Origin of the sequence: Pseudomonas sp. KB-10, assembly GCF_018221585.1 — a bacterium.
Classification (GTDB): Bacteria; Pseudomonadota; Gammaproteobacteria; order Pseudomonadales; family Pseudomonadaceae; genus Aquipseudomonas; species Aquipseudomonas yangonensis.
The window spans coordinates 987,953-1,000,950 of the sequence record NZ_QYYB01000001.1 but is presented as its reverse complement, the minus strand read 5'-3'; the positions used below and the strand labels follow the sequence as shown (position 1 = coordinate 1,000,950).

Here is a 12,998-nt window from a genome sequence, read left to right as displayed (position 1 = left end):
GCAATGTGGAGGTGGTTACAGTTCGTAGCTCGGCGGTCGCGGCTGAAGCCGCTTCCACAACAGCCTCGCCGCCCCGTAGCCCGGATGCAATCCGGGGCGTCCATCGCGCGAGATCCGGCAGATTTTCCAGTGCATAGGGCGGATGGCGCTTTTTCATCCACCATGAAGGCTCAGCCAGCGCTTCTCTGGTGGAACGATAAAGCGTGTTCCACCCTACAGGCTACCGAGGCACTCGTTCAGGCCAGCGGCCAGGTTTTCCAACAGCTGCTCGTAACCGCTGGCATTGACCGGCAGGGTGCCGCCCAGCGCATCCAGCTCTGCCAGTTGCACCGGCAGGCCGGCGGTCAGGGTTTCGGCCAGGCGCGGGCGCAGCGGCGGTTCGCTGAAGACGCAGCTCGGACCGGTCTGCTGCAGACGCTCACGCATGGCAGCGACATGGCGCGCACCAGGCTGCACTTCGGTCAGCACGCTGAACACGCCGGCGTGCTTGAGGCCATAGGCGGCCTCGAAATAGTCGAAGGCCTCGTGGAAAACGAAGTACGGCTTGCCTTGCAGGGCGGCCAGTTGCGGACGGATACGGCCATCGAGCGCATCCAGGCGCGCCTCGAAGGCTTGCAGGTTGGCGGCGTAACGCGCGGCGTTGGCAGCGTCCAACTTGGTCAGGTCTGCCGCCATGCGCGCGGCTATCACCTTGGCGTTGTCCGCAGCCAGCCACAAATGGGCATCCAGACTGCCCGGACGATGGTCGTGATCGTGGCCAAGGCCGTCAGCGGCGTGTGCATGCTGGTGATCATGACCCTCCTCGTGGTGATCATGCTCATCATGACTGTCGCCGAAGTGACGCAGGGTCATGCCGGGCAGCTCCTGCACGGCCACCTGCGGCTTGTCGCGGCTGCTCAGCACACGGGGCAGGAAGGCCTCCATGTCCGGGCCGATCCAGTACAGCAGGTCGGCCTCGCGTACACGCCGTACGTCGGACGGGCGCAGCGCATAGTGGTGCGGCGAGGCGCCCGGCGGCAGCAGTACTTCAGGTTCGCCAACACCGTCCTGAACCGCAGCGGCGATCAGTTGCAACGGCTTGATACTGGTCAGGACGCGTACCTCGGCCTGGGCGCTGGCGACGAAAAACAGGGCAATGAAACAGAAAACACGTAACACGGGGCATACTCAAGCGACATTGAACAGGTAACATAATAACGTCTCTTACCTGCGCCGTCCTTGCCCATGACCGACACGCCCCTGTCTGCACGCCCCCACGATCACTCCCGCTGTGTCAGCCATGCGCTGGCCGAAGCCGAAGCCATCTGTGCGCGCCAGGGCTTGCGCCTGACGACCCTGCGCAAACGCGTACTGGAGCTGGTCTGGGCCAGTCACAAGCCGCTCGGTGCCTATGACATCCTCGGCGTACTGAGTGATGAAGACGGCCGCCGCGCCGCGCCGCCCACCGTCTACCGCGCGCTGGATTTCCTGCTTGAGAACGGCCTGGTGCACCGCATCGCCTCTCTCAACGCCTTCGTTGGCTGCAGCCATCCCGAACACGCGCATCAGGGCCAGTTCCTGATCTGCCGCGCATGCCACGCGGCGACCGAACTGGAGCAGCCCGCCATCAGCCAGGCCATCGTCGATGGTGCGGCCGGCGTCGGTTTCGTCGTGGAAAGCCAGACCGTGGAAGTCGTCGGCCTGTGCGCGGGCTGCAAGGACAAGTCATGAGCGAGACGCTGATCCGTCTCGACGGCGTCGCTGTGAGCTTCAACGGCCAGGCAGTGCTGGACGACGTGCAGCTCAGCGTGCAGCCCGGCGAGATCGTCACGCTGATCGGCCCCAACGGCGCCGGCAAGACCACCCTGGTGCGCGTGGTGCTCGGCCTGCTGCAACCGGAGCGCGGCAGCGTGCGTCGCGCGCCACGCCTGCGCATCGGCTACATGCCGCAAAAACTGCATGTCGATGCGACCCTGCCGCTGTCGGTGCTGCGCTTTTTGCGGCTGGTACCGGGCGTGGACCGCAAACGCGCGCTGGCAGCGCTGGCCGAAGTCGGCGCCGAGCAGGTGATCGACAGCCCGCTGCAGAGCATTTCCGGCGGCGAAATGCAGCGTGTGCTGCTGGCCCGGGCATTACTGCGCGAGCCGCAACTGCTGGTACTCGACGAACCGGTGCAGGGCGTCGACGTGGCGGGTCAGGCCGAGCTGTACCGGCTGATCTCGCGGCTGCGCGAGCGTCATGGCTGCGGCGTGCTGATGGTCTCGCACGACCTGCACCTGGTGATGAGCGCCACCGATCAGGTGGTCTGCCTCAACCGCCATGTCTGCTGTTCGGGGCACCCCGAGCAGGTCAGCGGCGACCCAGCCTTCATCGAGCTGTTCGGCCAGGACGCCAAGAGCCTGGCCGTCTATCACCATCATCACGATCACGCTCATGACCTGCATGGCGGCGTGGTCAAGCCCGGCCTGACCATTCACGGCCCGGCTCACGTTCATGGCCCAGGTTGCAAGCACTGATGCCCGACTTTCTTCTCAACGCCCTGCTCGCCGGCCTGGCGCTGGCTCTGGTAGCCGGCCCGCTCGGCTCCTTCGTGGTATGGCGGCGCATGGCCTATTTCGGCGACACCCTGTCCCACGCTGCCCTGCTCGGCGTGGCGCTGGGCCTGCTGCTCGATGTCAGCCCGACCCTCACCGTGACCGTCGGCTGCGTGCTGCTCGCCGTGCTGCTGGTGACCCTGCAACAGCGCCAGCCGCTGGCCTCCGACACCCTGCTGGGCATCCTCGCCCACAGCACCCTGTCGCTGGGCCTGGTGGCGCTGAGCTTCATGCATGACGTGCGCATCGACCTGATGAGCTATCTGTTCGGCGACCTGCTCGCCGTCAGCCCCACCGATCTGGCCTGGATCATCGGCGGCAGCGCGCTTGTGCTGACACTGCTGGCCTGGCTGTGGCGACCGCTGCTGGCGATCACCGTGCACGAGGAACTGGCGCGGGTCGAAGGTCTGCCGGTGGCGGCGATCCGCCTGGCGCTGATGCTGCTGATCGCCGTGGTGATCGCCGTGGCGATGAAGATCGTCGGCGTGCTGCTGATCACCTCCTTGCTGATCATCCCCGCCGCTGCTGCCCAGCGCCACGCGCGCACCCCGGAGCAGATGGCCGTGGGCGCCAGCCTGCTCGGCCTGCTGGCCGTTTGCTGCGGCCTGGCGCTGTCCTGGTATCAGGATACGCCGGCCGGACCATCCATCGTGGTCAGCGCCGCCGCCCTGTTCCTGGCCAGCTTCACCCTGCCCAAGCGCAGTTTCTGATGGCGCGCCCTGCGTAGCCCGGCGGCGTTCGAGCTAGGCAGAGCGGCCAGATGAAATCGGAGCCGCAAACCTGTATGATTGCGCGTTTTTTGCACAATTCGAGACGCGTAGTCATGAAGTCGTTCGCTTTTCGTGGTCTTCCGCTTTTTCTGGTTCTGTTGCTGGTCGGCTGCCAGAGCAGCCAGCAGCAAAGTCTCCCGCCGGTCGATGATCTGGTCATCGCTTTGCGCGAGCTCGACCTGAGTCTGGCCGAAGAGCGTCTCGACGACGCGCGCGGCCAGCTCAGCGTCCTGCAGCAACGCGCCAGCCGCGACACACGCCTGGAGCAATATCAGCGCCAGCTGGCCGAGGCCTATATGGAACAAGGCCAGGAAGCGCTGCAGCAGGGCGATCTGGACCGTGCCGCCCAGGCGCTGGGCCAGGCCCGTAGCCTGATGCCGCAGGCACCCGCCTTGAGTCACGACCTCAACCAGGCCATCGACAGTGCCCGCGCCGCGCGCCAGGCGGCAGCCGAGCAACAGGCGCGCGAGGCCGCTGCCCGGCTTGACGCCGAGCGCCAGGAGCAGCTGCGCCAACAGCGCCTGGCCGGTGAGCGGCAGGCCAGGGCGGCGGCCTCTGCAATCCCGGCGGGTCAGGCCGATCCGGTGGTCCAGAGCAAGCCCGGCGCCCGATTGATCGACCCGAGCGCGGCCACCAGTTCGGTGGCGCTGCCTATGCTGGACAGCCAGGACAATCAGGAACTGCGCCGCCTGCTCGACAACGTGGCAGCGGATGTCGTGACCTTTCGCTGCGCCGTGCACATCGAAGTGCGCGAGGCCAAGGACTATCCCTGGGTCGCGGCGCTGCTCACGACCCGCATCAAGAAGCTCGACCCGACCTTCCGTCCGCACTTGAGCCAGAAGATTGTGCCGCAACAGGTACCGCGCCTGCTGTTGAACCCGCAGCGCCAGTGAAGCGGGCACCGGCACCGCCGCTGATCGGTAATGCCGTTTTGTAATAACCATAGGTCAAGAAAGATTTTCTCGGCCTAAATACCGCCGGGTAGACTAGCGCCCTTTTGCGCCCACCCGGCGCCCGATGGCCGGCCCCTTTCACCTTTGGGCCCGCCCTTGAACACACCCAAAAGGTCGTTCGCGTGATCCAGTTTCAATCCGTCCACAAGGCCTACCGCGTCGCGGGCCGCGAGATTCCGGCACTGCAGCCCACCACGCTGCAGATCGGCAGCGGTCAGGTGTTCGGCATCATCGGCCACTCCGGCGCCGGCAAGAGTACCCTGCTGCGCCTGATCAACCGCCTGGAGGAACCCTCCGGCGGCCGCATCGAGATCGACGGCGTCGACGTCACCGCCCTCGATGCCAATGGCCTGCGCCGCTTCCGCCAACAGGTCGGGATGATCTTCCAGCACTTCAACCTGCTGTCGTCGAAGACCGTCGCCGACAATATCGCCATGCCGCTGCGCCTGGCTGGTGAGCTGGGCCGCGCCGAGATCGACGCCCGCGTCGCCGAGCTGCTGGCCCGTGTCGGCCTGCAGGATCACGCCAACAAATACCCCGCGCAGCTCTCCGGCGGGCAGAAACAGCGTGTCGGCATCGCCCGTGCGCTGAGCACAAGGCCGAAGATCCTGCTGTGCGACGAAGCCACCAGCGCCCTCGATCCACAGACCACCACTGCGGTGCTGCAGCTGCTGGCCGAGATCAATCGCGAACTGGGCCTGACCATCGTGCTGATCACCCACGAGATGGATGTGATCCGTCGCGTCTGCGACCGCGTGGCCGTGATGGATGCCGGCGTCATCGTCGAGGAAGGTCCGGTGGCCGAGGTGTTCCTGCACCCGCAGCACCCGACCACGCGGCGCTTCGTGCAGGAGTCCGAACATGTCGACGAGGCTGAGCAACACGACGACTTCGCCCACGTCTCGGGACGTATCCTGCGTCTGACCTTCCAGGGCGAAGCCACCTATGCACCGCTGCTGGGCACCGTGGCCCGCGAGACCGGGGTGGACTACAGCATCCTTGCCGGGCGCATCGACCGTATCAAGGACGCCCCCTATGGCCAGCTGACCCTGGCCCTGACCGGTGGCGACATCGACGCCGCGCTGGCGCGCTTCGAAGCCGCCGAGGTGCATCTGGAGGTACTGCGCTGATGCTCGAACAACTGCTGCCCAACGTATTCTGGCCGGAAATCTGGCAGGCCAGCCTCGACACCCTGTACATGCTGCTCGGCTCGATGCTGTTCACCGTGCTGCTCGGCCTGCCGCTCGGCGTACTGCTGTTCCTCACCGGCCCGCGCCAGATGTTCGAGCAGAAGGTGCTCTATGGCCAGCTCTCGCTGTTGGTGAATATTCTGCGCTCGGTGCCCTTCGTCATCCTCTTGATCCTGATGCTGCCGCTCACCGAAATCGTGGTCGGCACCTCGCTTGGAGTGGCCGGGGCCATTCCGCCGTTGGTGGTCGGCGCGACACCGTTCTTCGCGCGCCTGGTGGAGACCGCGCTGCGTGAAGTGGAACGCGGCATCATCGAGGCGACCCAGGCGATGGGCGCCACCACCTGGCAGATCATCACCCGCGCGCTGCTGCCCGAGGCACTGCCCGGCCTGCTCGCGGCCACCACGGTTACAGCCATTACACTGGTCGGCTACACCGCCATGAGCGGCCTGGTCGGCGGCGGCGGCCTCGGTGACCTGGCGGTGCGCTACGGCTACCAGCGCTACCAACCGGACGTGATGACCGTCACCGTGATCCTGCTGCTGGTCCTGGTGCAGGTGCTGCAGATGGTCGGGGACCTATTGGTCATACATTTTTCTCGCAAGTAATGATGAAAAGCGGCGACTCGCCACCCGCGAGACCCGCGCCAACCTTCCCAAAAGGAACCTTGAAATGAAGAAGCTGCTGACTGCAATCGCCGCCTTCGCGGCCTTCTCGGCCCAGGCCGAAACCCTCAACGTCGCCGCCACCCCGGTGCCGCACGCGGAGATCCTCGAGTTCGTCAAACCGGCCCTGGCCAAAGAAGGGGTGGAGCTGAAGGTGCGCGTGTTCACCGACTACGTGCAGCCCAACCTGCAGGTACAGCAGAAGAACCTCGACGCCAACTTCTTCCAGCACCAGCCGTACCTGGACGAGTTCAATGCCAGCCGCAAGACCGAGCTGGTCAGCGTTGGCGGCGTGCACGTCGAGCCCTTCGGCGCCTACTCGAGCAAGATCAAGAGCCTCGACGAGCTGGCGCAAGGCGCCACCGTGGCCATCCCCAACGACGCCACCAACGGCGGCCGCGCCCTGCTGCTGCTGCAGAAGGCCGGCGTGATCAAGCTCAAGCCGGAAGCCGGCATCCTCGCCACGCCGAAGGACATCGTCGAGAACCCCAAGGCCATCAAGGTGCGTGAACTGGAAGCGGCCACCCTGCCGCGCGTACTGAGCCAGGTCGACGTTGCCCTGATCAACACCAACTATGCCCTGGAAGCCAAGCTGAACCCGACCCAGGACGCCCTGGCCATCGAAGGCAGCGACTCGCCGTACGTGAACATTCTGGTGACCCGCGCCGATAACAAGGACAGCGAAGCCGTACAGAAGCTGATCAAGGCCCTACACAGCGCCGAGGTGAAGCAGTTCATCGAAGAGAAATACAAAGGCGCCGTCGTACCGGCGTTCTGATCGCCGCCGCCCCCCTGAGCTGTACCCGATGCCGCGCCGCTGCAAAGCCGCGCGGCATTTTTTATGGCAGCGCGACAGGCTGATCAGTCCCGGCACCCAGCGCCGGCGGGCGTCGGGAGGCCTGCTCGCAGCGTGAGCGCCTCGATTTATTCAGTTTTTTGAGCTGACGAGCAGGGATATTCGCTTTCAATCGATTCTGCTGTTGCTAGGCTAGCCCGACAGACAATAACCAGAGGTACTGCCTGATGGCCCTTACTCCCTTTCACCTGGCAATCCCCGTCTTTGATCTGGCCGCAGCGCGGCATTTCTATGGCGAAGTGTTCGGTTGCGCTGAAGGGCGCAGCAGCGATCACTGGGTCGACTTCGATTTCTTCGGTCATCAGCTGGTGATTCACGAGGCGCCGAAGATGGCCTATCAGGAAGCGGCGGTGAGCAATCCGGTGGATGGCCACGACGTGCCGGTGCCGCACTTCGGCGTGGTGCTCGACTGGGACGATTGGGAGGCGCTGGCCGAGCGCCTGCGCAGCCGCAAGACGCAGTTCGTCATCGAACCCTACGTACGCTTCAAGGGCCAGGTCGGCGAGCAGGCGACCATGTTCCTCCTCGACCCCTGCGGCAACGCCCTGGAGTTCAAGGCGTTCAAGGATATCGGTCAGCTGTTCGCCAAGTGAGTATCTGCACAGAGCAAGCGCCGCTCAATCCAGCGGACTGTCACGCTGCGCGCGCAGCAGATCGGCGAAGGCGCTGGCCTCCACCGGGCGGCTGATCAGATAGCCCTGGATCTCGTCGCAGTTCTGGCTCTTGAGAAAGTCCATCTGCGCCTGGGTTTCCACGCCCTCGGCAACCACTTTCAGCTCCAGGCTGTGGGCCATGGCGATGATCGCGCGGGTGATCGCCGCGTCCTCGCCGCCTGGCGACAGGTCGCGGATGAAGGTCTGGTCGATCTTCACGTAGTGCACCGGGAAGCGCTTGAGGTAGCTGAGCGAGCTGTAGCCGGTGCCGAAGTCGTCGATCGCCAGCTTCACGCCCAGCGCGCGCAGTTGCTGGAAGGTGGCGATGACGCTTTCGACGTTGTCGAGCAGCTGGCTTTCGGTCAGCTCCAGTTCCAGGTACTGCGGCGCCAGGCCGGTTTCCTCGAGCACCAGGCGGACCAGGCTGGTGAGGTTGCCCTGACGCAGCTGATGCACCGACAGGTTGACCGACACGCGTATCTGCGCCAGCCCCTGACGCTGCCATTCGCGAGCCTGCAGACAGGCCTGGCGCAGCACGAACTCGCCGATCGGCGCGATCAATCCGGTCTCTTCGGCCAGGCCGATGAACTCGCCCGGCGCCACCATGCCCTGCTGCGGGTGGCGCCAGCGCACCAGTGCTTCGGCAGCGTTCAGCTGATCGTCGGCGAGATTCAGCTTGGGCTGGTAGAACACCTCCAACTGGCCCTCGTCGATGGCCTTGCGCAGCTGGTTCTCCAGCTGCAGGCGCTCAAGGGTGCAGGCCTGCAGGTTGTCGGTGAAGAACTGGAAGGTGTTGCCGCCCAGGTGCTTGGCATGTTGTACGGCCATATTGGCCTGGCTGATCAGCGCGCTGATCTCACGCGCATAGTCCGGCAGCAGGCTGATGCCCAGCGAGGCGCTGACCACCAGCTCGTGGCCGCCGACGTCCATCGGCACGCGCAGCTTGGCCAACAGCCGACTGGCTACCCGTGCCAGACTGGAAAGGCTGCCGTAGGCGTCGAGAATGACGGCGAATTCGTCACCCGACAGCCGCGCGATGCAGTCGGCTTCCGGCACGGCCTGGGTCAGGCGGCGGCTCATCTGGCGCAGCAGCTGGTCCGCTACCTCATGGCCGAGGCTGTCGTTGAGCAGCTTGAAGCGGTCCAGGTCGATATGCACCAGGGCGATACTGCGACCGCTCTGCCGCGCACGCTGGCTGGCCTCGTGCAGGCGCTCCTTGAACAGGCTGCGGTTGGCCAGGCCGGTGAGGCCGTCGTAGTGCGACAGGTAGCGCAGACGCTCCTCGGCCTCGCGCCGCGCGGTCAGGTCGGCGAAGAAGCCGACGATATGGCTGGGCCGCCCGCTGGTATCGCGCACCAGATTGAGCTGCAGCCACTGCGGGTAGAGCTCGCCGCTCTTGCGCGTCTCGATCAGCTCGCCCTGCCAGGTGCCGCTGCTGTCCAGCTCCTGGCGGACCATCTGGTACTGCCTGCGCATCTCGCGGCTGCCGATCAGGCTGGTCACCGTGCGTCCGACCACTTCTTCGCTGCTGTAGCCGGTCACCGAGCTGAAGGCGCGGTTGACCGCCAGCACGCGGTAGTGCGGGTCGAGAATGAAGATACCTTCGCTGGCCGCCTCGAACACCGTCGCGGCCAGGCGCTGCTGCTGCTCCTGCTCACGCCGCGCACTGACGTCGCGCCGTGTCCCGAGCATGCGCCGCACACGGCCGGCAGCATCGCGCTCGACTGCGCGGCCACGGTCCTCGACCCAGACCCAGTGGCCGTCTTCATGACGCACGCGATATTCGATCTGATAGTCCTCGCTGCGTCCCTTGAGGTGCTGGACCAGCGCGCGGCGCAACCGCGGCAGGTCGTCCGGATGCAACCGCGGGGTCAGATCACGCAGCATCACCTGCACCTGACCTGGCTCCAGGCCGAACAGTTCGCGCAGGTGCGAGTGGTGCACCTGATCGCTTTCCAGATCCCAGTCCCACAGCCCCAGCTCACTGGCTTCCAGGGCCAGGGCCAGACGCGCCTGACTCTTGCCCAGGGCATGGGTCGCCTCGTCCAGCTCCAGGGTGCGCTCGGCCACGCGCATTTCCAGTTCACCGTGGGCGCCGCGCAGCTCGCGTTCGGCGCGGCGGCGCTGCTCCACCTCGCGCGCCAGCTCTTCGTTGAGCCCCTCGGCGCGCTGCTTGGCGTGCTCCAGGTTGCTGATCAGCGCCAGGTTGTGAAAACGCTGCAGCAGGCTGCGCTGCACCAGGCGATTGACCTGCCAGGCCACCACCAGCAGGGCGAGAAACAGAATCACCCCGAGCAGCCCCCAGCCGCGTTGCAGGCTGTTGTCGGCCAGCAGCAGGAAGGCCGCCGAAGGCACCAGGCAGGGCAAGGCGAAACTGAGAAAGGCCGACAGGCTGACGGCATAGGCAACGCTGGCCGAGAGAATCGCCGCAGCGATCAGGCCATAGACCAGCGCCTGCTGATAGAACACATCGGCCGGCACCAGCTCGATCACGGCGAAGGCGAGGGTCAGGCCGGAAGCTGCGGCACCGACGAGGAAGATGCGTCGCCAGTAGGGTTCGGCCTGGCGGCTGGGCAGGGCCTCGTTGAAGGCATTGACCTGGGTCAGACGCAGCAGCACCAGCAGCACCACCCAACCCAGCCACGCCATGAGCAACGCTGCGCTCTGCTGGTCCCAGAGCAGCAGACTGCAGGCCAGGCCGACCAGCAGCATGAGCAAAGTAGGCAGGCGCGAGCCCAGAAACAACAGACGGGTACGCTCGACGGCAATGTCCGTGGCGAACTGACGTTCAGCCTGATGCGGGTCCAGCGTCACCTCTTGAATTACGGCGCAAGTCGTGGCGGTCATAGGCGATGTTCTTGTAATGGTTGCCTAAGGATCTGCGGGGTCAGTATCGGCACCCTCAGCCCTGACGTCGCGGGAGAATACCCGAGACAGACGCTGTGCCCAACAAAGATGTGGGCAATTTCACAGTCTGACGCCCAACTTTTGGCGGGCGCCACCCAGGCATGATGGCCCTTGGCCGCCTGCATACACACATCTGCGCTCTGACCTACCGGTCGTCGGTTGCATCAGCCCGGGTTCGCTTCGCCTGGCCGACGGTTTGCCCTCCCCTGCCGCGCCCCCTAGAATGCCGCGATGCAAAACGACCCCGAACTCCTCCTCGCTTCGCTCAACGACGCCCAGGTCCAGGCCGTGGCCGCTCCGCTCGGCCGCCAGCTGGTGCTGGCCGGCGCCGGCTCGGGCAAGACCCGCGTGCTGGTGCACCGCATTGCCTTCCTGATTCAGGCAATGGGCGCTTCGCCTCATTCGATCCTTTCGGTGACCTTTACCAACAAGGCCGCCGCCGAGATGCGCCACCGCATCGAGGACATGCTCGGGCACAACCCGGCCGGCATGTGGGTCGGCACCTTCCACGGCCTGGCCCATCGCCTGCTGCGCGCGCACTGGCAGGAAGCCGGCCTGGCCGAGAACTTCCAGATTCTCGACTCCGACGATCAGCAACGCCTGATCAAACGAGTGATCCGTGACCTGGGCCTGGACGAACAGCGCTGGCCGGCCAAGCAGGCGCAGTGGTTCATCAACGGGCAAAAGGACGAAGGCCTGCGCCCGGCGCACATCCAGGCCGGCGGCGACCTGTTCCTGGCCACCATGCGTGGCATCTATGAGGCCTACGAAGCGGCCTGCGCACGCACCGGGGTGATCGATTTCGCCGAGCTGCTGCTGCGCGCCCTCGACCTGTGGCGCGACAAACCAGGCCTGCTCGAGCACTACCAGCGGCGCTTCCGCCATATCCTGGTCGACGAGTTCCAGGACACCAACGCCGTGCAGTACGCCTGGCTGCGTTTTCTTGCCAAGGGCGGCGACAGCCTGATGGTGGTGGGTGACGACGACCAGTCGATCTACGGCTGGCGCGGCGCCAAGATCGAGAACATCCAGCAGTTCTCCAGCGACTTCCCCGACACCCAGCTGATCCGCCTGGAGCAGAATTACCGCTCCACCGCCGGCATCCTCAAGGCGGCCAACGCCCTGATCGCCAACAACAACGGGCGCCTCGGCAAGGAGCTGTGGACCGATGGCGGCGACGGCGAGCCGCTGGCCCTGTACGCCGCCTTCAACGAGCACGACGAAGCGCGCTACGTGGTCGAGAGCATCGAGGACGCGCTGCGCAAGGACGGCCTCAAGCGCAGCGAGATCGCCATTCTGTATCGCTCCAACGCCCAGTCGCGGGTACTGGAAGAGGCGCTGCTGCGCGAGCGCATCCCCTACCGCATCTACGGCGGCCAGCGCTTCTTCGAGCGCGCCGAGATCAAGAACGCCATGGCCTATCTGCGCCTGCTCGACGGGCGCGGCAACGATGCTGCGCTGGAGCGCATCATCAACGTGCCGGCGCGTGGCATCGGCGAGAAGAGCATCGAGAGCATCCGCGAGTACGCCCGCGCACATGACGTGCACATGTGGGAGGCGATCCGCCTGATGCTCGCCAACAAGGTACTGCCGGGCCGTGCTTCGAGCGCCCTGAGCGGCTTTATCGAGCTGATCGAAGGCCTCGCCGAGAAGGTCATGGCAATGCCCCTGCACCAGATGACCCAGGTGGTCATCGAGCAGAGCGGCCTGCTCGCCTACCATGAAGCGGAAAAGGGCGAGAAGGGCCAGGCCCGGGTGGAGAACCTGGAGGAGCTGGTCAGCGCCGCGCGCGCCTTCGAGAATGACGAAGACGACGAGCTGACCCCGCTGCAGGCCTTCCTCACCCACGCTTCGCTGGAGGCCGGGGACACCCAGGCCGCCGAGAACGAGGACAGCATTCAACTGATGACCCTGCACAGCGCCAAGGGCCTGGAATTCCCGCTGGTATTCCTGGTTGGCATGGAGGAGGGTCTGTTCCCGCACAAGATGAGCCTGGAAGAACCGGGCCGACTGGAAGAAGAACGCCGCCTGGCCTATGTCGGCATTACCCGTGCCATGCAGAAGCTGGTGATCAGCTACGCCGAAACCCGGCGTCTCTACGGTAGCGAGACCTACAACAAGGTATCGCGCTTCGTCCGCGAAATCCCCGCACCGCTGATTCAGGAAGTGCGCCTCAGCAACAGCGTCAGCCGCCCGGTAAGCACCAGCTCGATGAGCGCTGGCAGCCTGTTCGCCGGCAGCGCCGTGCCGCAGACGCCCTTCAACCTGGGCCAGCGCGTACGCCACAGCCTGTTCGGCGAGGGCACCATCCTCAACTTCGAGGGTGCCGGCGCACAGGCACGGGTGCAGGTAAATTTTGAAAACGAAGGCAGCAAGTGGCTGATGCTGGCATATGCCAAGCTGGAAGCCTGTTAGCACACCGTATCTGGAG

At 65.4% G+C, this 12,998-nt stretch carries 11 protein-coding genes; 9 read left to right on the top strand and 2 right to left on the bottom strand.

Annotation, left to right across the window (positions count from 1 at the left end; translation table 11 throughout):
* Positions 1–213 precede the first annotated feature (213 nt).
* Positions 214–1,158 carry a zinc ABC transporter substrate-binding protein ZnuA gene (znuA, locus tag DXK50_RS04615; RefSeq protein WP_212629486.1) on the bottom strand — a complete coding sequence of 315 codons (945 nt, stop codon included), beginning with the start codon at positions 1,156–1,158 and terminating at the stop codon, positions 214–216.
* Positions 1,159–1,224: 66 nt separating this feature from the next.
* On the opposite strand from znuA, the gene zur reads away from it, so the two are divergent.
* The 8 genes from zur (at position 1,225) to DXK50_RS04575 (ending at position 7,600) form a co-directional block, all read left to right on the top strand.
* Positions 1,225–1,710: a zinc uptake transcriptional repressor Zur gene (zur, locus tag DXK50_RS04610; protein WP_161864361.1), complete on the top strand. Its 486-nt coding sequence runs from the start codon at positions 1,225–1,227 to the stop codon at positions 1,708–1,710.
* On the top strand, positions 1,707–2,495 hold the full coding sequence (gene znuC / locus DXK50_RS04605) for a zinc ABC transporter ATP-binding protein ZnuC (RefSeq protein WP_161864360.1): 789 nt from the start codon (positions 1,707–1,709) through the stop codon (positions 2,493–2,495). The genes zur and znuC overlap by 4 nt, the downstream gene beginning before the upstream one ends.
* Positions 2,495–3,283, top strand: a complete 789-nt coding sequence (gene znuB, locus DXK50_RS04600; protein ID WP_212629485.1) for a zinc ABC transporter permease subunit ZnuB — start codon at positions 2,495–2,497, stop codon at positions 3,281–3,283. The genes znuC and znuB overlap by 1 nt, the downstream gene beginning before the upstream one ends.
* 113 nt (positions 3,284–3,396) lie before the next feature.
* A complete protein-coding gene (locus tag DXK50_RS04595) occupies positions 3,397–4,236 on the top strand; it encodes a PA5502 family lipoprotein (protein WP_212629484.1) in 840 nt (279 codons plus the stop codon).
* A gap of 182 nt (positions 4,237–4,418) precedes the next feature.
* Complete coding sequence (locus DXK50_RS04590; protein ID WP_212629483.1) at positions 4,419–5,426, top strand: methionine ABC transporter ATP-binding protein; 1,008 nt, start codon at positions 4,419–4,421, stop codon at positions 5,424–5,426.
* Entirely contained in the window at positions 5,426–6,094 is a 669-nt protein-coding gene (locus DXK50_RS04585) for a methionine ABC transporter permease (RefSeq protein ID WP_161864356.1), read from the top strand. The genes DXK50_RS04590 and DXK50_RS04585 overlap by 1 nt, the downstream gene beginning before the upstream one ends.
* Before the next feature lie 64 nt (positions 6,095–6,158).
* Complete coding sequence (locus DXK50_RS04580; protein WP_212629482.1) at positions 6,159–6,929, top strand: MetQ/NlpA family ABC transporter substrate-binding protein; 771 nt, start codon at positions 6,159–6,161, stop codon at positions 6,927–6,929.
* Between the two features lie 245 nt (positions 6,930–7,174).
* Entirely contained in the window at positions 7,175–7,600 is a 426-nt protein-coding gene (locus DXK50_RS04575; RefSeq protein WP_161864354.1) for a VOC family protein, read from the top strand.
* A 24-nt stretch (positions 7,601–7,624) separates the two neighbouring features.
* Here DXK50_RS04575 and DXK50_RS04570 read toward each other — a convergent pair whose 3' ends face one another.
* Positions 7,625–10,507, bottom strand: coding sequence for an EAL domain-containing protein (locus DXK50_RS04570; RefSeq protein ID WP_212629481.1), 2,883 nt, complete (start codon positions 10,505–10,507; stop codon positions 7,625–7,627).
* A 291-nt stretch (positions 10,508–10,798) separates the two neighbouring features.
* Between DXK50_RS04570 and uvrD the strand changes: the two genes are divergently transcribed.
* A complete protein-coding gene (uvrD, locus tag DXK50_RS04565; protein WP_161864352.1) occupies positions 10,799–12,982 on the top strand; it encodes a DNA helicase II in 2,184 nt (727 codons plus the stop codon).
* The last annotated feature ends 16 nt before the right edge of the window (positions 12,983–12,998 follow it).

What these genes read in the sequence shown, in the direction of transcription:
- DXK50_RS04570 (WP_212629481.1), bottom strand. Translation starts at nt 10,507, where the DNA reads ATGACCGCCACGACTTGCGCCGTAATTCAAGAGGTGACGCTGGACCCG.
- uvrD (WP_161864352.1), top strand. Translation starts at nt 10,799, where the DNA reads ATGCAAAACGACCCCGAACTCCTCCTCGCTTCGCTCAACGACGCCCAG.
- DXK50_RS04585 (WP_161864356.1), top strand. Translation starts at nt 5,426, where the DNA reads ATGCTCGAACAACTGCTGCCCAACGTATTCTGGCCGGAAATCTGGCAG.
- znuB (WP_212629485.1), top strand. Translation starts at nt 2,495, where the DNA reads ATGCCCGACTTTCTTCTCAACGCCCTGCTCGCCGGCCTGGCGCTGGCT.
- znuC (WP_161864360.1), top strand. Translation starts at nt 1,707, where the DNA reads ATGAGCGAGACGCTGATCCGTCTCGACGGCGTCGCTGTGAGCTTCAAC.
- zur (WP_161864361.1), top strand. Translation starts at nt 1,225, where the DNA reads ATGACCGACACGCCCCTGTCTGCACGCCCCCACGATCACTCCCGCTGT.
- DXK50_RS04575 (WP_161864354.1), top strand. Translation starts at nt 7,175, where the DNA reads ATGGCCCTTACTCCCTTTCACCTGGCAATCCCCGTCTTTGATCTGGCC.
- DXK50_RS04580 (WP_212629482.1), top strand. Translation starts at nt 6,159, where the DNA reads ATGAAGAAGCTGCTGACTGCAATCGCCGCCTTCGCGGCCTTCTCGGCC.
- DXK50_RS04595 (WP_212629484.1), top strand. Translation starts at nt 3,397, where the DNA reads ATGAAGTCGTTCGCTTTTCGTGGTCTTCCGCTTTTTCTGGTTCTGTTG.